This is a genomic window from Streptomyces sp. NPDC101178, from assembly GCF_044767965.1.
Lineage (GTDB): Bacteria > Actinomycetota > Actinomycetes > Streptomycetales > Streptomycetaceae > Streptomyces.
The window spans coordinates 714272-733601 of sequence record NZ_JBIWOZ010000002.1; the positions used below are offsets into that span (position 1 = coordinate 714272).

Genomic DNA, 19330 nt, shown 5'->3' on the forward strand with positions numbered 1-19330 from the left:
GGGGGGGGGGGGTGGGGGGGGGGGGGGGGGGCCCCCCCCGGCGGGGGGGGGGGGGGGGGGGGGGGGGGGGCCGCCCCCCCCCCCCCCCCGCCCCTCCCCAACGCGTACGTCAGGAGCCCCTCCCGTACACCGTACGTCAGGACAGGCGCTTGACCGCCGCCGTCACCCGCTCGTCGGTCGCGGTGAACGCCACCCGGACGAAGCGCTCGCCCGCCGGGCCGTAGAAGTCGCCGGGTGCCACCAGGATGCCCAGCTCCGCGAGGTACGCCACGGTCTCCCAGCACGGCTCGTCGCGGGTCGCCCAGAGGTACAGGCTCGCCTCGCTGTGCTCGATCCGGAAGCCGTGCGCCTCCAGGGCCGCGCGCAGGGCCAGGCGGCGGTCCGCGTACCGGGCGCGCTGCTCGGCCACGTGCACGTCGTCCCCGAGGGCGGCGACGGTGGCGGCCTGGACCGGGGCGGCCGTCATCATCCCGCCGTGCTTGCGGATCAGCAGCAGCTCACCGAGGACCGCCGCGTCGCCCGCGATGAACGCGGCCCGGTAACCGGCCAGGTTGGAGCGCTTGGAGAGCGAGTGGACGGCGACGATCCCGTCGTAGTGACCGCCGCAGACGTCCGGGTGGAGCACCGAGACGGGCTCGGCGTCCCAGCCCAGCTCCAGGTAGCACTCGTCGCTGAAGACCAGCACGCCGTGCTCGCGCGCCCAGGCGACGATCCGGATCAGCTCGTCCTTGGCCAGCACCTTCCCGGTCGGGTTGGACGGCGAGTTGAGCCAGAGCAGCTTCAGCCCGGCCGGGTCCAGCTCGGTCGGGTCGTCGTAGACGACGGGCTCCGCACCGCAGAGCCGCGCGCCGACCTCGTACGTCGGGTAGGCGAGCCGCGGGTAGGCGACCCTGTCGCCCGCGCCGAGCCCGAGCTGCGTCGGCAGCCAGGCCACCAGCTCCTTGGAGCCGACGACCGGCAGCACGTTGGCGTGCGTCACACCGACCGCGCCGAGGCGGCCCTCCACCCAGCCGGTGAGCGCGTCGCGCAGTGCCTCGGTGCCCCACACCGTCGGATAGCCGGGACTGTCGGCGGCGGCCACGAGCGCCCGCTGGATCACCTCGGGCACCGGATCCACCGGCGTACCGACGGAGAGGTCCACGATGCCGTCCGGGTGGGCCTGGGCCGTGGTCTTGTACGGCGTGAGCCTGTCCCAGGGGAAGGCCGGGAGGCGGGAGGAGACTGCGGACACGGGGCTCTGCTTTCTCGGGGCTTTCTCAGGCTGCTCGGATACCGGCAGCGGTACGGGGGAACGCCTCGGTCCCGCACGGTGACATGCCGTACGGGACCGGGCTGCGCACGTGGTACCGCCGGTTACTGGTTCTGCGGCGGCAGTCCGGCGACGAACGCGTGGTCGCGCTCGATGAGACCGAGCTTGGAAGCACCACCCGGCGAGCCGAGGTCGTCGAAGAACTCGACGTTCGCCTTGTAGTAGTCCTTCCACTCCTCCGGGGTGTCGTCCTCGTAGAAGATGGCCTCGACCGGGCAGACCGGCTCACAGGCTCCGCAGTCGACGCACTCGTCCGGGTGGATGTACAAGGACCGCTGGCCCTCGTAGATGCAGTCGACGGGGCACTCTTCGATGCAGGCCTTGTCCTTCACGTCGACACAAGGCTGCGCGATGACGTAGGTCACGCTGTCGTTCCTCCTCGGTAGGGCGTTGGCTCTCGCGCGGGAGCGCGGCGTCGTCGATGCCCGCCCCTAGTATCTCCGTTCTCGGGCACGATCCGAACAGGAGGGGCGGACTGAGCTGTGGAATTCACCATGGGCGGACGGCTGGAAGTCCGGATCACACCGGCTGACGTGGGTAAACGCGTTTCGGTCCGGCGGCGTTCCGCGGCGGGCGACGCGGGCGCGGAGTTCACCGACACGGTCGGCGTTCTCACATCATGGAACGACGGTGTGGTCGCGATCACACCGAAGAGCGGGGAGTCCGTCCACATCGTGGAATCCTCCCTGGTGGCGGGCAAGGTCGTCCCCGCCGCCCCGGCCCGCAGGCGGGGCCCGGCGGCCTCGTTCGCGGAGCTGGCGGCCGTCACCGCGCGCGCCTGGCAGCCGGTGGAGAGCGAACCGCTGGGCGAGTGGCGGCTGCGCGCCGCCGGCGGCTTCACCCGGCGCGCCAACTCCGCGCTGCCGCTCGGCGATCCGGGTCTGCCGCTCGGCGAGGCGTTCGGGCGGGTCGAGCGGTGGTACGAGGAGCGGGGCCTGCCTCCCTACATCCAGACGGCGACCGGGGCCGAGGGCGCGCAGGAGGCACTCTGCGCGGAGCTGGAGGGGCACGGGTGGCGGCGCGAGGTCACGGCGGAGGTGCGGATCGCCGCGCTGGCACCCGTCGGTGACCTGGACGTGGACGTGTCGGCGGTGCGGCTGAGCCGTGCGCCGGCCGACGCCTGGCTCGCGCGCTACCAGCGCTTCTCCACGCCGGGCCCCGAGGTGCTGAAGGTGCTCGGCAGCGGTCCTTCGGTCTGGTTCGCGACGGTGGCCGGCGACGAGGGCGAGGGCCGGGACGAGGCGCCTGCGGCGATCGGGCGGTGTGTGGTGGACGGGCGGTGGGCCGGGTTCATGGCCGTCGAGGTCGCGCCCGGGCACCGGCGGCGCGGGCTGGCCACCACGGTGATGGCGGCCCTGGCCCGGCAGGCCCTGGACGAGGGCGCATCGGCGGCCTGGCTCCAGGTGGAGGAGGACAATGAAGGGGCGCGGGCGCTGTACGACGGCATGGGTTTCGCCGCGCACCACCGCTACCACCACTTCCGGCCCGCGGAGCGGAGCTGAAGGTTCCGCGGTCGCGCGGAGGCAGGCACGAGCAGGAGCATGGTTCGCATATGAGCGCGCGGGATTCCGGTACGGCCGACCGCCGGCGGCAGTTCGCAGAGGAGGCCCGGTCCGAGCGGCCGGATCTGGCTCTGCTCTGCCTGCTGCTGGGCGCGGAGGCGGGCCCGGTCGGGCCCGAGGAGCCGCGCCCCATCGACCCGGACGAGCCGTCCGCCGATCCGTACGGGATCGACGCGGCGCAGATCGAGCTGGACCGGCTGGCCGGGCTGCTGCCGTACGGCTCGCGCTCACCGGCCGCCTGGGCCTCGGCGCTGGCCGAACTGCTCGGTGACCGGCACGAGTTCTGCGGATCGTCGGCGGACTACCAGCGGCTGGAGTCCTCGCTCCTCCAGCAGGTGCTGCGCCGCCGCCGGGGACTGCCGATCCTGCTCTCTGTGGTGTGGATAGAGGTCGCCCGGCGGGCCGGCGCCCCGGTGTACGGGGTGGCGCTGCCGGGCCATTTCGTGGTCGGCTTCGGGGATCCGGGCCATCAGGTGCTCGTCGATCCGTTCACCGGCGGCGCGCCGTTGACCGGTGAGGACGCCGACCTCCTGGTCACCACGGCGACGGGCGCGCCCCTTGAGCCGTCGATGCTGACGCCCGCGCGGCCGCTGGAGATCGTGCTGCGGATCCTCAACAACGTCCGGGCCTGGGCCGCCGCCCGGCCCGAGCGCACGGACGTGGCCCTCTGGGCCGTGGAGCTCTCCCTGCTCCTGCCCTCGCACCCGGCACGGCTGCGCTACGAGCGGGCCCAGATCCTGGTCCGGCGCGGCGAGTTCCAGCGCGGGGCGGCGGAGATGGAGGAGTACGCGGAGGTGCTCGACACCATCGAGCCGACCACGGCCGAGTCGGTCCGGCACCAGGCCCAAGCGGCCCGGGCCCTGCTGAACTGAGCAGAATCGAACCCGAGCTGGACCGAACAGAACTGGACCGAACAGAACTGAACCGAGCTGAGCTGGACCGAGCTGGAATCTGAACTGAACTGAGCAGAACTGAGCCAACGGCCGGTCGGGACCTCTGGCACGAACGGAATAACGGCCGACCGACAGAGGTTCGCGGCTGAACTGAGCCAACAACCGCCGGAATCGGCTGGAATTGCGCGCTCCCGCCCGTCCGACCCCCCTCTCATGGAGCCGGATTCGGCCAGTCCGCCACGCCGTGCGCTCCCGCTGTACATCCGAACGCCCCCATCCGCGCCCATCAGGCACGGGAATCCGCCAATTCGTCGGCGTACCCGAATGCTCATGCGCTCCACTGGAGACCCGTCACCCGACGCGCACACGCCATCGCGTTCTGCGATACGTCTGTAGTGCGCGCGCCCGGAGAGAAATGCCGAGGGCAGCTTGATGACAACCGTTCTGCTGGTCCACACCGTGCCGCTGTGGCGTGCTTCGCTGGCTTCCCTGCTCGGCGCGGGGCAGGGAATAGACGTGACGACCGCCGACCGGGGCGCGATACGTTCGGCGCTCGCCGGCCTCGGTCAGGAGGCGGGACCAGCACCGGATGTGCTCCTCACCGACCTCGACTGTCCGGACGCGCTGGACGTCCTGGCGGAGGTGAGATCGCTGGCAGAACCGCACGGCAGGGGCTGTCCGCTGGCGGTGCTCACCCGCAGCGACCGGCCGCGCGGACTGCGCCGGGCGTACGAGGCGGGGGCCCGCGGCTATATCGACAAGTACCGGCCGGTGGACGACCTCTCCGAGGTCATGCACAAACTGGCCGACGGCGGGCGGCATATCGACGAGTCACTTGCCTTCAGCCTGTTGCAGGTGGCCGACATGCCCTTATCTCCGCGGGAATTGAGCGTGCTCTCCCTTGCCGAGAGCGGGGAGACGGTCTCCGGTATCGCGGGGCGGTTGCATCTGACGCCGGGGACGGTACGGAATTACCTCGCCGCCGCCATTCGGAAGTCCGGCGCGCGGAATCGGGTCGACGCGATCAGACGGGCGAAGGAGGCGGGGTGGATATGAACCCGCCCCCGTGAGGTGTGCTCTCCGCCTCGTGAGGTGTGCGCTCCGGCCCGTGGTCCACTGCCACTGGCTCGCCGTGGGCGTCGTCCGGCGCCCAGAGGCCCGCCAGGTCGCGGTAGAGCTCCGAGGTGCGCAGCAGCTCCGCCGAGGTTCCGCAGCGGGTGCGCGGGCCGTCCATCACGAGGATCCGGTCGGCGCGCCGGGCCGAGCTGAGGCGGTGGGCGACGACGACCAGAGCGCCCGGCAGCGCGGCGAAGGCCAGTTCGGCCCGGGTCTCGGCGGCCGGGTCGAGCCGGCTGGTCGCCTCGTCGAGCACGAGGAGCGGCGGGGCCGCCACATGGGCCCGGCCGAGCGCGATCAGCTGGCGTTCTCCCTGTGAGAGCCGGTCCGGCTCCAGCAGGGCGTCGAGCGAGCCGAGCCGGGTGAGCAGGGGGTCCAGGCCGAGCGCGTCGGCCGTGGCGGCCAGGTCGCGGTCGCTCGCGCCGGGGCGGAGGTAGCGGAGGTTGTCCCGCAGCGAACCGGTGAACACGTACGCGTGCTGCGGCAGCAGAGCCCGTACGGAGGTGGCGTCGGCCGCGCGTACCGGCCGCCCGTGCCACCGCACCGCGCCGCCGGTGGGCGCCTCCACCCCGGCGAGGACGGCGGCGAGCGTCGACTTGCCGCTGCCGCTCGGCCCGACGACGGCCAGCTGCTCGCCGGGTGCGACGGTGAGCGAGAGCCGGTCCAGCACGGGGTGCGCGGCCGGTCCGTACGCGAAGGTGACGGCGCGGAGCTCGGCGACGGGTGCGCGGCCCTGCGGGAGTGGCCGCCGGTCGTCGGCTTCGTCCTCGGCCGGGGGCGGCGGCGCGTCGGTGAACCGGTCCAGGACCACCAGCAGCCGGCCGCCGACCGTGGAGAGCATGGTCATCAGCGCCTGGACCGCCGGGGCCAGCGCCTGGGTGAGGTAGGTGAGTGCGCCGACCAGCGCGCCCGGTGTAAGGCCGTCGCGGAGTAGCCACGGGGCGCCGAGGAGCAGCAGGAGGGGCGGGAAGCGTCCGCAGACCGCCAGGGCCACCACCCGTACGCCGGACCAGCGGGCCAGTGCACGGGCCGCGCGGACCTGGTCCTCTGCCAGGGCCTCGGACTCCGCCACCGTGCGGTCGGCGGCTCCGGCGGCGGCGATGTCCCGCAGGTCGGCGGCGGTCCGCCCCGCGTGGGCCGCGTACGCCTCGTCGGCGGTGAGGTAGTCGCGCTGGCGGGCGGCCATCGGGACCAGGGTGGCCAGGAAGAGCGCGGCGCCCAGGACGAGCGGCGGCAGCACGAGCAGCAGGAGGCGCGGCTCCAGGGCCAGCAGGCCCACCACGGCCCCGGCCACCGTGAACACGAACGACCGCAGTGTCAGGACGAGTCCGGCCCAGCCGTCGCGGGCGATCTCGCTCTGGTGGGTGACCTGGGAGAGGGAGCGGGCGGTGGTCCCGGCGGGGTGCGCGAGGGCGCCTGTGAGCGCGCGGGAGACCGCGCGCCGCACGAGTCCGTCGCGCAGCGGCTCCACCAGGTCCGCGAGGCGTCCGAAGACCCCGCGGGTGGCGAGCTGCGCGGGGAGTACGGCGACGGCGGCGACGGCCAGCCAGAGGAGGCCGGTGAGCGGGCGTCCGGCGAGGAAGCCGTGGTCCAGCGCCCTGGCGACGCCGAATCCGCCCAGGAAGGTCTGGACGAACTCCAGCAGCGACCAGCCGGCCAGCCGCAGGACCACTGCGGTGCGGGCGCGGAGGAAGGGACGGGCGTCACGGGTGACGCGGGTGAGGGCGCCGTCGCGGCGGGCGGTTCGAGGTGCTTTCACCGGGCCTCCGCCTCCGTACTCCGGGCTGTCACTGCATCCCCGCTTCCGTACGGGCCCGTGGCAGCGCCTGCGCCTCCCCCGCCTCCGTACGGAACACCGCCCGGTACTCCGGGTCCGTCCACAGCTCCTCGTGCGGGCCCGTCCCCCGGACCCGGCCGTCCTCCAGCCAGAGCACCTGGTCCGCGCGGGCGGCCGAGGAGAGGCGGTGGGCCACGATCACCCGGGTGGAGCGCCCGGCCCGTTCGTCGAGCGCGCGGCGCACGTGGTGCTCGGTGACGGTGTCGAGGCCGGAGAGCGCGTCGTCCAGGATCAGCAGGCGGCCCGGGTGGGCGAACGCGCGGGCCAGGCCCAGGCGTTGGCGTTCACCGCCGGAGAGCGGGGCGTCGGTGAGCGGGGTGGCGTAGCCGTGCGGGAGGAGCCCGACGAACCCGTCGGCGCGGGCGGCGCGGGCGGCGTCCCGTACCGCCTCGGGACCGGCGGTCCACGGCCCGAGGGCGATCGTGTCCTCCACGGTGGTGCCGGGCAGGGCCGGGCGGGCGAAGGCGTAGGCGATCTCGGGGCGGAGGAGGGCCGGGTCCATGGCGGCCAGCGGTACGCCGTCCAGGAGCACGGTTCCGGTGTCCGGGTCGAGCAGCCGGCCCGCGACCGCCGCGAACACCGACTTGCCGGAGCCGGAGCGGCCGACGACGGCGAGGGAGGTACCGCCGGGGATGGTGAGGCGTACGCCGGTGAGCAGCGGCTCTCCGTCCTGTACGACGCCGACGTCCCGGAGTTCGAGGTGTCCGGGGCCGCCGGGGAGCGGGCCGAGGCCCTTGTGCGGCAGCGGGTCCAGGGTGAGGAGCGGGTCCAGCGTGCGAGCGGCGGCGCGGCTGCGGGCGAGGGCGCCGAGCGCTCCGGTGAGGGAGCCGATGCCGACGGCGAGGGCCGCGTACCGGGAGGCGGCGACCAGGTCGCCGACGCCGATCGCGCCCGTGTGGAGCCGGAGTCCGCCGACCGCGAGGACCAGCAGCATGAGGAGCGGCAGCAGCAGCGCGCTCTGGCCGGCGGCCCGCCCGTACACGGCCCAGGTGCGGCGGCCGTGGTCGGCCAGTGCGGAGAGCGGTTCGAGGATGCGGCGGTACTCGCGGGCGCCGGTGCGGGCGGCGCGGATGGTCTCGGCGCCGTCGAGGGCCTCGGTGAGGCGGTGGGCGATGAGCGACTGGGCGCGCTGGTAGTCGGCCCCGGCGTCGGCGGTGCGGCGGGTGAAGGTGCGCAGGAGGGCGAAGAGGAGAGGCGCGCCGAGCAGGAAAGCTGCCGCCGTCCACGGGTCGATGAGGAAGAGGCCGGTGACCGCGCCGAGCGGCAGCAGGACGCCCGCGACGGCTCCGGCCGCGGTGGTGGGCGCGGTCGCCGCGTCGGCGGTGCGGGCGGTGAGCCGGGCGGTGAGGTCGCCGGTCGGTACGGCGAGGGCACGGCGCGGTTCGGCGGCCAGGACCCGGGTGGTGGTGCGGGTGCGCAGGTGGGCGGTGAGCTGGGCGCCCGTGCGGGTGGTGAGCACGGCCGCGCCCGCGTCGAACCCGGTCTCGGCGAGGGTCAGTACGGCGCAGAGCAGCAGCCCGGACCAGGGGACGGGGCCGCCGCCGATGAGCCCGTCGACCGTGTGGCCGAGGGCGGCGGGCAGCGCGAGGGCGGCGAGCGCGCCGCCGGTGGAGCAGAGGAACAGGGCCAGGAGGGCGGCCGGGTGGCGCCGGGCGAGCCGGCGTGTGCCGGAGGGCGTCGGTGGGCGGGGCTTCAGCCGCACGTGGTCTTCCCTTCCGGACCCGCGTCGATCGCGTTCGGACGTGCTGGCGGTACGGACGTGCTCGCGTACGGACGTACGGACGCGCTCGCGTACGGACGGGCTGACGTACGTACGCCGCCGGTCCCGGGCGGACGAACCGCTCGGGACCGGCGGACGGGCCGCCCCGCCCACCGGTGAGGTCACCGGCGGGCCGGGCGGCGCTGCATCACGGGGTGCAGAGGGTCACGCTCAGCGAGCTGAACTCGCAGACCAGCAGCGAGACCTGGCTGCCCGTGGCGAGCTCGCCGAAGGCCTCCTCGGCCGGGGTCTCCATCGCCTGAAGGTCCAGAAGCGCCATGATGGTGTTTCCTTTCTGGGACGGTAACCGGAACCCGTTGCTCCGGCTGGGTGTTGAGCGGTTGTGGTGCTACGACCCCTGAAGGAGCCGGTCCGTGGGGCCGCTCGCGCGGCCGGGGTGCGCCACCGGTGGAGCGGCGGCGGCGAGGAAGGGAAGCGTGGTGGGCGGACCCGGCGCGGTGTCCAGCGCGCTGCCCAGGGCGAGCAGGCAGCCGGCGGTCCCGGTGGCCAGGTCCATCGACATCCGCATCAACTGCTCGCCGGCGAAGGCGAGTCCGCCTCCGTACGCGAGACCGTGACCGGCCAGGAGGCGGGTGTGGAGGCCGACAGCGCGCTGCCGGGTCTCCTCGTCGCACAGCGGCGTGGCCGCCAGGTGCATCAGGAGTCCGGCCGAGCCGCGCAGCAGTCCGGGCTGGATGTAGAAGGCGGAGAGCGCGGCCGGGAGCAGGGCGCGGCCCTTGGCCTCCAGCTCCGGATCGGGGCGGTGGGCGAGGTAGGCGTCGATGACGGCCGCGATGCCGGCGCTGCCCGCTCCGAGGTACGGCATCAGCCGCTTGCCCTCGACGACGAGGAGTTCGCCGTCGTCGCCCGCCCGGCACCGGTCCAGGTCGCGCCGGAGAGCGGCGGCGGCCAGGTCGAGCAGGGCGGGGTCGCCGGTGGTCTCGTACCGGCGGACCAGCAGCAGGGCGACGCCGGTCGCGCCGTGCAGGAGACCGGTGCGCGGTGAGGGCGGGCCGTCGACCAGGGCGCGTACGGCGAGGGCCGTGGCGCGGCCGGCGGCCGCGGCGAGCGCCGGGGCCTCGGTGGCGGAGGCGGTGCGGGCCAGGTCGTCGAGGGCGAGGCCGATACCGGCGTAACCGCTGTGCAGTCCGGGTGCCAGGCCTTCGAGCGGCTGGTCCAGGACGATCCGGACGAGGTCGGCGGCCTCGGCGGTGCGGCCGATCCGGTTCAGGGTCCAGGCGATACCGGTGAGGCCGTCGTAGAAGCCGAGCGGGGAGCCGGAGGCCGGGTCCTTGGCCTGCCGCACCAGCCACTCCTCGGCCGGCTCGCAGCGCGGGGCGCCGGTCTCGTGGAGGGCGTAGAGCACGCCGGCGGCGCCGTACGCGAAGGACTGGCCGCCGGTCGCGGTGGCGAACTGGGCGATGTCGCCGGGGAAACATCGGTCGTCGCGGTCGGGCGTACAGGAGGCGGCGATGGCGCGGGCCATCGCGGCGCGGCTCTCGGGCCAGTCGCCGGGATCGGGCACCGCCGTACCGGCGGTGTCGGCCGTCTCCGCACCCGCCCGCACCTCCGGTTCCGCACCGCGCCGGATCTCCTCCACCGCCGGCCGCAGGCTGTCCTCCGCCACCGGGAAGACGCGGGCGATCTCCCGGGCGAGGCCGGCGGCCTTCGTGCGGTCGATGCCGAAGAGCGTGGTGAGCGGCAGGTACAGCGCGAGCCGCAGACAGGCGAGCGCGTACCGGTCGATGTCGGTCCCGCGCCGGTCGGGCGGGGCGACGAAAGCCGGGTTGGCGACGATCTGGCGGCGGCGGTCGGCGGCCGGTGAGGCGGCCTCGAAGTCGAGCAGCGCGATCCGGCCGGACTCCTCGTCGACCATGACGTTGCTCATGTGCAGGTCACTGATGACGATGCCACGGGCGTGGACGGCCTCGACGGCGCGCTCGACCTGCCCGTACAACTCCTCGGCCCAGGCGGCGTGCTCGGCGAGCTGCTCGGGCGCCGGGTTCTGCCGGGCGAGCGGGAAGCGGCGGGCGAAGACGGTGTTGAGCGTGATGCCGGGCAGATACTGGAGGACCAGGAAGTGGTGGTCGCCGACCTCGAACGCGTCGTGCACGGCCGGTACGCACTCCAGTCCGGCCAGGTGCTCCAGCGCGGTCCGCTCCCGCTCAAGACGGGCGACGGCGTCCGCGCCGTCGGCGGCGAGCCCGGCGTACGGACGGGCCTCCTTGAGGACGACCTGCTCGCCGGTCCGGGTGTCGCGTCCGAGGTAGACCCCGCCGCCGTTGGAGAAGTGCAGCGCCTTCTCGACGGTGTACGGGAGGTCGCCGAGGCCGACGGCGGCGCGGGCTTCGAGGTGCGGGCGCAGGAAGTCGGGCGCGGTCACCCAGGCCGGTATCCGGAAGGCCGGCCCCCGGTCGTCCGGGACCAGGCGGCCCTGCGGATCGGCGACGGCGGGCACGGGCCGCCCGTCGGGGCCCGTACAGAAGCGGGCGGCGAACGCGCCGTACCGGGTGTGCACCGGGCCGTCGCCGCAGCGCAGGTCGCTGAGGATGTACGGGCCGTGCTCGCCCTCCAGCAGCTCCATCAGCGCGGTGCACACCTTGGGGAAGGTGTCCTCGGAGTGGGGATACACGGTGATGAACTTGCCGCTCCCGGCCCGGTCCGCGTACTTGGAGTTCCGCAGGGCCAACAGGCCGGGAGAGGGTATGCACTTGAAAGGCAGCCGGTGGGCCAGACAGTAGGCCGCGACCCGCTCCAGGACCGACTCGGCGTTGTCGGCGGCGGCCGATATGTGGATCTTCCAGCCCTGCGCCGGCAGCCGGAGCCCGTCCGGGCTGAAGGAGAGCCAGTCACCGCGCCGGGAACGGGTCCATCCGTCGGGTGCGGCGCCCTGGACCGGAGCGTAGAACGAGCGGTCCTCGGCGCCCTCTTCGAGGGAACGGTGGGGTGCGTCGTAGAAGCGGCGGCTCGCCTGGCAGTACGCGGCGTACTCCGGATTCACGACATTCCCTCCGCTCGGTCTTCGGTGGCGAGAGAGAAATTGTCATAACGATGAGCACCGCCAATAGTCACCGATGTCACGACTCATACATGCGCACGATCCATGCGGACCGCATCGCGCAATGGTGCTTTCCCTGCTGCGGGCGGGGGCGCGCGCGGGGCGCGTTCGGCAGGCGGCGCACAACGGCCCGTCCTCGCCGAGGTACGGATTCCGCCTGCGGAGCGCGGGCCGTGCGGTCACGGCCCGGCCCTCGCCGGCGGTGACGGTGGCGCTGACGCCGGGGCTGCGGGCGGGACGCGGACGGGAGGCGGCAGGCAGACTGCAGGGGAACGGATCACCCCGTACGAAGGAAACGAAGGAGACGACGACCTCGTGACCAGCCAGCACACGCCCGACTCCCCCGAGAACGAAGCGAAGAAGGCGCCGGGCAGCCAGCGGGAGGCCATGCTCGCGGGCGAGCTCTACCTCGCCGACGACCCGGAGATCGCGGCGGACGCCCTGCGCTCTGCGCTCCTCAACGAGCGCTTCAACGCCACGTCGGCCGGCGACCCCGAGGCCCGCCGCGCCGCGCTGGCCGAGCTGCTGGGCGAGCTGGGCGAGGGCGCCGAGATCCGGCCGCCGCTGCGGGTGGACTACGGGCACCGGACCACGGTCGGCCCGCGCACGTTCGTGAACTTCGGCGCGGTGTTCCTGGACGTCGCCCGCATCACGATCGGCGCCGACGTCCAGATGGGCCCGAACGTCCAGCTCCTCACCCCGACCCACCCGATCGACCCGGAGCCGCGCCGCGCCAAGTGGGAGGCCGCGCAGCCGATCACGATCGGGGACAACGTGTGGCTGGGCGGCGGAGCGATCGTCTGTCCGGGCGTGAGCATCGGGGAGAACACGGTGGTGGGCGCGGGCGCGGTGGTCACGAAGGACCTGCCGGCGAACGTGGTCGCGGTGGGCAATCCGGCCCGGGTGATCCGGAAGATCGGGGAGGGCGAGGAGGCGGGGCCGGCGGCACCGTGACCATGAACCCGGGGTCGTGGACCGAGCCTGCGCCACGGCCCCGGCGGCTCATCTCCTACGCTTCCCGCCTCTTACGCCTCCCACCACGCCTCCGTCGCGCACGAGACCTCGACGTGCCACCACCCCTCGTCCTCGCCCCGGACGAGCAGCTCCTTGATCGCGCCGAGGTCCGCGCCGCCCGGCACGGTGAACGCGACCAGCGGGAAGTCCGCGCTGAAGACCTCGCAGCCGAGCCCGAACGGGGCGAGCCGCTCGTGCACGGCGCGGGCGTCCCGGCCGAGCGGCCCGTCCGGCACGGGCAGCACGCGTACGGTGCAGTTGCCCGAGTCCGCCACCCGTCCGGCGGCCCAGTGCACGCCGTCCGCGTCGGTCGTGAACCGTACGGTCTCGCCCTCGGCCACTCCGTCCTGGAGGAAGGGCACGTTGTCGACCCGGGCGGTGTCGGCGCCGAGCCGGGTCGCCCACAGCCCCTCGGTGTCGTACGGCAGCCGGTCCGCCCGTGGGACGAACCGGAACCAGACCTTGATCCGCCGCCCGCCGCCCCGAGGCGGGCGCGGCGGACCGGCGTCGGGCGAGCTCATGACCCCATGGTCCCCCGTGCGCCGCGCACCCGCTCGTCCGGATCCGTACCGACGGCGACCACCGCACACAGGCGGGGCATCAGTTCATGAAGTCAACGAGCACCCCAACTAGCCACGAAATCGCTCAATCACCGCACCGCTGAAGTCAGTTGTTGCGAATCCGGCCGCTCCGACGAGACACCTCACGCACACCTCTTGACGCGTACAGGCCCACCGGGGAAACATCACCGTAACGAGAGAGCGCTCTCTCGCATTCTCCCCACAGGCGCTCTCCCGCCCGTCCGTCGTGCACACGTACCACGACCCAGGAGACGTACCTTCATGCATGTTCCCCCCACCGCACCAAGCACCGCACCGCGCTCCGCACCCCGCCGGCACCGCCGTTCCAGAGCTCTCGGGTTCGCCGCGCTCGCCGTATCGCTGCTCATGGCCGTCCCCACCGCCCAGACAGCGTTCGGCGAAGAGGTCCAAGGGGACCGGAAGGCCCAGGCCGCCGTCCCGGGCGGCGGTGACCTCGGACCGAACGTCCATGTCTTCGACCCGTCCACGCCCGACATCCAGGGCAAGGTCGACGAGATCTTCAAGAAGCAGGAGTCGGCGCAGTTCGGCCTGGACCGCTACGCGCTGCTGTTCAAGCCGGGCACGTACGACGACATCAACGCGCAGATCGGCTTCTACACCCAGATCGCCGGTCTCGGCCTCAACCCGAACGACACCACGTTCAACGGCGATGTGACGGTCGACGCGGGCTGGTTCGACGGCAACGCCACGCAGAACTTCTGGCGCTCGGCGGAGAACCTGACGCTCAACCCGGTCTCCGGCACCAACCGCTGGGCCGTCTCGCAGGCCGCACCCTTCCGCCGGATGCACGTCAAGGGCGGGCTGAACCTCGCGCCCGACGGTTACGGCTGGGCCAGCGGCGGTTACATCGCCGACTCCAAGATCGACGGCGAGGTCGGACCGTACTCGCAGCAGCAGTGGTACACCCGCGACAGCTCGGTGGGCGGCTGGGGCAACGGCGTCTGGAACATGACGTTCTCCGGCGTCGAGGGCGCACCGGCCAACAGCTTCCCGGAGCCTCCGTACACCACGCTGGACACCACCCCGATCTCGCGCGAGAAGCCGTTCCTCTACCTCGACGGCGACGACTACAAGGTCTTCGTGCCAAAGAAGCGGGAGAACGCGCGCGGCGTCTCGTGGGCCGACGGCACACCGGCCGGCGAGTCGATCCCGCTGGACCAGTTCTACGTCGTGAAGGAGGGCGCCGACGCGGCCACCATCAACGCGGCCGTGGAGCAGGGCCTGCATCTGCTCTTCACGCCCGGCGTCTACCACGTCGACGAGACGATCAACATCAACCGCGCGGACACCGTGGCCCTCGGCATCGGCCTCGCGACGATCATCCCGGACAACGGGGTGACGGCGATCAAGGTCGGTGACGTATCCGGCGTGAAGCTCGCGGGCCTGCTGGTCGACGCGGGCCCGGTGAACTCCGAGACGCTGATCGAGGTCGGCCCGGAGAACGCCTCGGCCGACCACGCGGCCAACCCCACCTCGCTCCAGGACGTGTTCGTACGGATCGGCGGCGCGGGCCCCGGCAAGGCGACCACGAGCATCGTCGTCAACAGCGACGACGTGATCATCGACCACACCTGGGTCTGGCGCGCCGACCACGGCGAGGGCTGGGGCTGGGAGACCAACCGCGCCGACTACGGCGTCCGCGTCAACGGTGACGACGTGCTGGCGACCGGGCTGTTCGTCGAGCACTTCAACAAGTACGACGTCGAGTGGTACGGCGAACGCGGCCGGACCATCTTCTTCCAGAACGAGAAGGCGTACGACGCCCCGAACCAGGAGGCGATCCAGAACGGCGACACCAAGGGCTACGCGGCCTACCGGGTCGACGATTCGGTGGAGGAGCACGAGGGCTGGGGCATGGGCAGCTACTGCTACTACAACGTCGATCCGACCATCGTGCAGGGCCACGGCTTCAAGGCACCGGTGAAGCCCGGCGTGAAGTTCCACAGCCTGATCGTGGTCTCGCTCGGCGGCAACGGCCAGTACGAACACGTGATCAACGAGGTCGGCTCCCCGACCTCCGGCACGGACACGATCCCCTCGCAGGTGGTGTCCTTCCCGTAGTTCACGGGACCTGTACGGAAGCGGGGCCCGGCTGCTGATGAGCGCCGGGCCCCGCTTCACTGCTTCTCCCGTGCGTACGGGCGGGAGGCTCAGCCCTCGCCGGTCAGGTTGATGGTGACCGTGCGGGCTTCCGGTGTAGTGCCGGTCAGGGCCGTCTTCATGGCCTGGGCCACGTCGTCGGCGTCGACCGGGTGCTTCGAACCGTCGGCCTTGACCGCCTCGATGCCGTCGAAGACGCCGTCCAGGAGGGTGTTGATCGCGTCCTTGTCGTAGACGTCGACCAGCCGGCCGTCGACGGCCTTCATGGAGAGGATCTGCGGCAGCGAACGCGCCGGACCGAACTGGATCTGCTTCGGACCCGCCTTGATGGTGATCAGGTCGGACATCGCGGGCTCGGCGAACTCCTTCATCGCCCGGGTCAGTTCGGCCTGGGTGATGGTGGGCTCCCTGGTGGCGACGGGCAGGTCGACCACGCGGGCCTGGCCGGTCTGCACCTGGGTGCGGTAGGCGTCGCGGACCGAGATCAGCGACTGGCCGACGTCCAGGGTCTTGCCGGGCTTGCCCGGCACCGCGACCGCCTTGTTCGGCTCGAAGCGGATCGTGCCGTCCTGGGCCGAACCGGCGACGCCCGCCAGGTCGGCCAGCGCGACGCCGAGCTTCTCCTCGTCCACCGGGATCACCGGGTCCGCGGTGCGCGCCCCGCCGAAGAGCGAGCCGATCACCGAGACCGGGTTGTAGTCGCTGCCGGCGGCACCGCGCACGGTCTCCTGGCTGTCCAGGACGAGACCGGCCTTTTCCGGGTCCAGCTTCTGCTCCTTGCCGTCCACGGAGAGCGTCAGCGGCGCCTGGGACCGCTCGCCGAGCGCGGCGTCCAGCTTGGCGACCGCCTCCTCCTTCGTGCCGCCGCCGATGTCGACGCCCAGCACCGTGGTGCCCTTGGGGACCTCGGAGTGGTTCAGCAGGAGTCCGGCGCCGTAGGCGATGCCGAGCAGCACGACCGCGGCCACGGCGAGGAGGACCAGCTTGGAGCGGCCCTTCTTCGCGGGAGCGGGCGCGGGGGCCGGAGGCGTCGGCGCCGGACGCGCCGCGGTGCGGCCGGCCACGGGCCCGCCTGCCTGGCCGCCGGGGCCGCCCGCGAACGGGTCGCTTCCGCCCGGGCCGCCCGGGAACGGGCCGCCGGGACCGCCCGGACCGCCCGGGAACGTCGAGCGGGGCTCGCTGGGAACCACGGGGATGCCGCTCGTCAGCGTGTCGCCCGAGACATGGCCGCCGGGGCCGGAGTCGGGTGCCGGGGACTGCGGCGTCAGGATCGCGGTGTCGTCGGAGAGCCGGGGCGGTACGCCTCCGGGGGCGCCGCCCGGAACCATCGGGCCGGGGCCGCCGAGGCCCGGGACGCCGTCGAGGTTCGGGGTCAGCGAGGAGGTGCCGGTGGCCGGGCCCGTCGTGGGGCCGGACGGGCCGGGCGCACCCGGTGTACGGACGCCGAGGTCGGGCGTGGACCGGGGGCCCGCGCCGGGGGGTTCGGTGCTGTAGCCGTCCAAAGCGCTGCCGGAGCCGGACGTTCCGGGGCCGGGGATGCCGGAGCCGGACGCTCCCGGGCCGCTGCCGGGGCGTGGTACGGCGTCGGAGAAGTACGGCAGGTCAGGGCGGGGCCGGCCGGTGGCGTCCAAGCCGCCACCGGGACCGCCGGGAGTGCCGGGGCCGCCGGAGGCACCCGGCCCGCCGGGATCGCCCGCGCCCAGCGGACCCGCGCCGCCGGAACCCGTACCGGGCGCACCACCGGAACCAGGCGCACCGTCCGTACCGGAGGCCGAGGCCGGGGGCGGGTTCTTGCGCGGGGCGAACCAGTCGCTGCCGCTCTTCCCCTTGGCCGGCTCGCCGGACGGGGACGGGTCGGCCAAGCCGCCGCCGTCCCGGGCCTGGGCCGGCGCGGACGAGGAGGCCGGGTCACCGGACGGGCCGGTTCCGCCCGAAGCTCCGTCGGCCAGGCCCGAGGGCGCGGACGGCGGCGTGCCGGGGCGCGGTGTGGAGCCGGTGCGCTCCGCGTCGGGGCGGCCGGTGGCGATGTCGCTCTCCGCCATCGGCGTACGCATCACGACCGGCGGGATCGGACGCGATCCGGGGATGTTGATCCGGATGCGCGTCGTCAGCGTCGTCTCGGTCTTCGGCTCTTCGGGCCGGGGCGGATCGACGGATTCCGGGGTCTCGTCCGAGCCGGCCGGCGACGCATACTGGCGGGATCCGTACGGCGGCGTACCCGACGGGTACGCGGCTCCACCGCGCCCCTGGGGCCCGGAGGACGAACTGTCAGTTTCACGACTCAAAGCAGGTTCTCCCGATTGGCTCCGCCGCCCGTACTTCCCCCATGCCGCAGGCCAGGGGACGGCTCGGCGCGCGCACCACCATACTGGCCGCCGCCGTAGGACACTCCGCGACCGGGAGAAACCTCCACCTCGGCATCACACCTGTGGGGGGCATTCCGGGCACGGACTTAGCACTTCAGATACCGGACCGGCCGTTACGCGTGGCCGATTGCGGCACTTTGGAGGTCGTGGCACACATCACAGCGACGGCGGTCCCGCCGAGCATGAAGAGCACCAGGCCGAGTTCGTCGCCGAAGACGTAGTCACCTTCCGGTCGGCCGGACAGCAGCAGGAACACCGTGATGAACCAGCCGACCGCGGGCGCGAGTGCGCCGATCTGGGTGCCGGTCAGGATGCGGCCGCCGTAGAAGAGGCCCGCCGCCCCGGCCAGCGCGATGATCAACCCGCCCGGGAACCAGGCCGCTTGGACCAGTGTCCCGGCGAGCGCGACGAGGGCGCCGAGCACCGCGAGCCCGAAGTAGGCCGCGATCCGGGCCGGGTTCGGCCGCGCGGTGAGGCCGGTGCCCTCCGGCACGCGCGGCGGTGCGTTGGTGCGCGGCGCGTTGCTGCTCGGCACACCGGAGCGCGCGCCCTTGGGTCGTGCCGCTTTGGCAGGCGCCGCCTCACCACCTCGCGCACCGGCGCGGTCACGGCCCTTGCCGGAGTTCCCGCTCATGCGCCCGCCTCCGAACCGGAACCACGCCCGACACCCGAACCGGAATCCGTCCCGGCACCCGAAACGGAACCGGAAACCCCGTCCCGTACGGCATCCGGCCCGGCCCCCGCGAACAGGTCGTCCTCCCGCGCTCCCCCGCCGGCCCCCGGCACACCCCGCACCAGCTGATAGCACTCCGTCGTCAGCAGCGGCTGGCCCAGGTCGTTGGAGAGCGCGAAGAAGGCGTCCTCGCCCGTCACCGCGATCTGCGTCGCATGGGCGCGCATGGCCGCCGCCTTCGCTCCGGCGTACGCCGATCCGTCGATCTCCGCCGTGATCGCGTCACCGTCCACCACACCCGGGACGTCGTCCACCGCCGCGATGCCCGGGAAGGCGTCCGGGGCCGTCGCGCGCAGGTGGTGGAAGGCAGCCTCCAGTACGGCCCGCTCCACGCGGTTCCAGTACACCTTGGCGATGGTGTGCGGGGTGCCGGTGCCGTACGCCGGGTCGGCGGCCAGATCGGTGGCGCGCATCGCGACCCGGTGGGCCTGGATGTGGTCGGGGTGGCCGTAGCCGCCGTCGGGGTCGTAGGCGATCAGGACCTGCGGGCGGACCTCGCGGATCACCTCCACGAGCGGGGCGGCGGCCTCGTCCACCGGGGTGGACCAGAAGGCGCCGGGGCGCTCGTTCTGTTCGGTGCCCATCATCCCGGAGTCCCGGAACCGGCCCGCACCGCCGAGGAAGCGGTGGTCGGTGACGCCCAGCTCCTTCATCGCCGCGGCCAGTTCGCCCACGCGATGCGGGCCCAGCACGTCGTCCCGGTCGGCGGCGAGGTGGGCGAGGGCGGGCGGGATGACCTCGCCCTCCTCGCCGAGCGTGCACGTCACCAGCGTGACGTGGGCGCCCTCGGCCGCGTACCTGGCCATCGTGGCGCCGTTGTTGATCGACTCGTCGTCCGGGTGCGCGTGCACCAGCAGCAGACGGCGGGCGGGGAGGTCCTTCATGGGGACCACCCTACGAGCCCGGCGGCCCCCGGTGTCCCCCGCTCCCCGCCGACCGCGTCAACGCCGGGCGTACCGGGTCGGAAAGCGGGTACACGCG

15 protein-coding genes are annotated in these 19330 nt (G+C 73.4%); 5 read left to right on the plus strand and 10 right to left on the minus strand.

From position 1 onward, the window contains the following. Positions 1-136 precede the first annotated feature (136 nt). Both dapC and fdxA read right to left on the minus strand, forming a co-directional pair. Positions 137-1231, minus strand: a complete 1095-nt coding sequence (dapC, locus tag ACIRR8_RS07345) for a succinyldiaminopimelate transaminase (RefSeq protein ID WP_404060101.1) — start codon at positions 1229-1231, stop codon at positions 137-139. Between the two features lie 122 nt (positions 1232-1353). Then, on the minus strand, positions 1354-1674 hold the full coding sequence (gene fdxA, locus ACIRR8_RS07350) for a ferredoxin (protein ID WP_003966501.1): 321 nt from the start codon (positions 1672-1674) through the stop codon (positions 1354-1356). Between the two features lie 117 nt (positions 1675-1791). On the opposite strand from fdxA, the gene ACIRR8_RS07355 reads away from it, so the two are divergent. The 3 genes from ACIRR8_RS07355 (at position 1792) to ACIRR8_RS07365 (ending at position 4820) form a co-directional block, all read left to right on the plus strand. After that, positions 1792-2811: a GNAT family N-acetyltransferase gene (locus ACIRR8_RS07355; protein ID WP_404060104.1), complete on the plus strand. Its 1020-nt coding sequence runs from the start codon at positions 1792-1794 to the stop codon at positions 2809-2811. Positions 2812-2861: 50 nt separating this feature from the next. Then, the gene (locus ACIRR8_RS07360; protein ID WP_404060107.1) at positions 2862-3743 is read left to right on the plus strand and encodes a tetratricopeptide repeat protein; all 882 of its coding nucleotides are present in this window, start codon (positions 2862-2864) and stop codon (positions 3741-3743) included. Positions 3744-4196: 453 nt separating this feature from the next. Then, the gene (locus ACIRR8_RS07365; protein ID WP_404060110.1) at positions 4197-4820 is read left to right on the plus strand and encodes a LuxR C-terminal-related transcriptional regulator; all 624 of its coding nucleotides are present in this window, start codon (positions 4197-4199) and stop codon (positions 4818-4820) included. Here the strand turns inward: ACIRR8_RS07365 and ACIRR8_RS07370 are convergent. The 4 genes from ACIRR8_RS07370 to lanKC all read right to left on the minus strand — a co-directional run bounded on the left by ACIRR8_RS07370 (position 4789) and on the right by lanKC (position 11477). Further along, a complete protein-coding gene (locus ACIRR8_RS07370) occupies positions 4789-6639 on the minus strand; it encodes an ATP-binding cassette domain-containing protein (RefSeq protein ID WP_404060113.1) in 1851 nt (616 codons plus the stop codon). The two genes, ACIRR8_RS07365 and ACIRR8_RS07370, sit on opposite strands and share 32 nt — an antisense overlap. 28 nt (positions 6640-6667) lie before the next feature. Then, entirely contained in the window at positions 6668-8419 is a 1752-nt protein-coding gene (locus tag ACIRR8_RS07375; protein WP_404060116.1) for an ABC transporter ATP-binding protein, read from the minus strand. Positions 8420-8624: 205 nt separating this feature from the next. Further along, on the minus strand, positions 8625-8756 hold the full coding sequence (locus ACIRR8_RS07380) for a SapB/AmfS family lanthipeptide (protein WP_327220400.1): 132 nt from the start codon (positions 8754-8756) through the stop codon (positions 8625-8627). 69 nt (positions 8757-8825) lie between these two features. Next, positions 8826-11477: a class III lanthionine synthetase LanKC gene (gene lanKC / locus ACIRR8_RS07385; protein ID WP_404060119.1), complete on the minus strand. Its 2652-nt coding sequence runs from the start codon at positions 11475-11477 to the stop codon at positions 8826-8828. A 444-nt stretch (positions 11478-11921) separates the two neighbouring features. Here lanKC and ACIRR8_RS07390 point away from each other — a divergent pair, with 444 nt between their 5' ends. Then, positions 11922-12488 carry a sugar O-acetyltransferase gene (locus ACIRR8_RS07390; protein WP_404060730.1) on the plus strand — a complete coding sequence of 189 codons (567 nt, stop codon included), beginning with the start codon at positions 11922-11924 and terminating at the stop codon, positions 12486-12488. Between the two features lie 71 nt (positions 12489-12559). Here ACIRR8_RS07390 and ACIRR8_RS07395 read toward each other — a convergent pair whose 3' ends face one another. Then, entirely contained in the window at positions 12560-13069 is a 510-nt protein-coding gene (locus ACIRR8_RS07395; protein ID WP_404060122.1) for a DUF4265 domain-containing protein, read from the minus strand. A gap of 321 nt (positions 13070-13390) precedes the next feature. On the opposite strand from ACIRR8_RS07395, the gene ACIRR8_RS07400 reads away from it, so the two are divergent. Continuing rightward, the gene (locus ACIRR8_RS07400) at positions 13391-15211 is read left to right on the plus strand and encodes a coagulation factor 5/8 type domain-containing protein (RefSeq protein WP_404060125.1); all 1821 of its coding nucleotides are present in this window, start codon (positions 13391-13393) and stop codon (positions 15209-15211) included. Positions 15212-15300: 89 nt separating this feature from the next. On the opposite strand, the gene ACIRR8_RS07405 is transcribed toward ACIRR8_RS07400, so the two are convergent. The 3 genes from ACIRR8_RS07405 to mshB all read right to left on the minus strand — a co-directional run bounded on the left by ACIRR8_RS07405 (position 15301) and on the right by mshB (position 19233). Further along, a complete protein-coding gene (locus tag ACIRR8_RS07405) occupies positions 15301-17535 on the minus strand; it encodes a hypothetical protein (protein WP_404060128.1) in 2235 nt (744 codons plus the stop codon). A gap of 175 nt (positions 17536-17710) precedes the next feature. Next, positions 17711-18250, minus strand: coding sequence for a DUF6113 family protein (locus ACIRR8_RS07410; RefSeq protein ID WP_404060131.1), 540 nt, complete (start codon positions 18248-18250; stop codon positions 17711-17713). Then, positions 18247-19233: an N-acetyl-1-D-myo-inositol-2-amino-2-deoxy-alpha-D-glucopyranoside deacetylase gene (mshB, locus tag ACIRR8_RS07415; RefSeq protein WP_404060133.1), complete on the minus strand. Its 987-nt coding sequence runs from the start codon at positions 19231-19233 to the stop codon at positions 18247-18249. Before mshB ends, ACIRR8_RS07410 begins: the two co-directional genes overlap by 4 nt. Between the last annotated feature and the right edge of the window lie 97 nt (positions 19234-19330).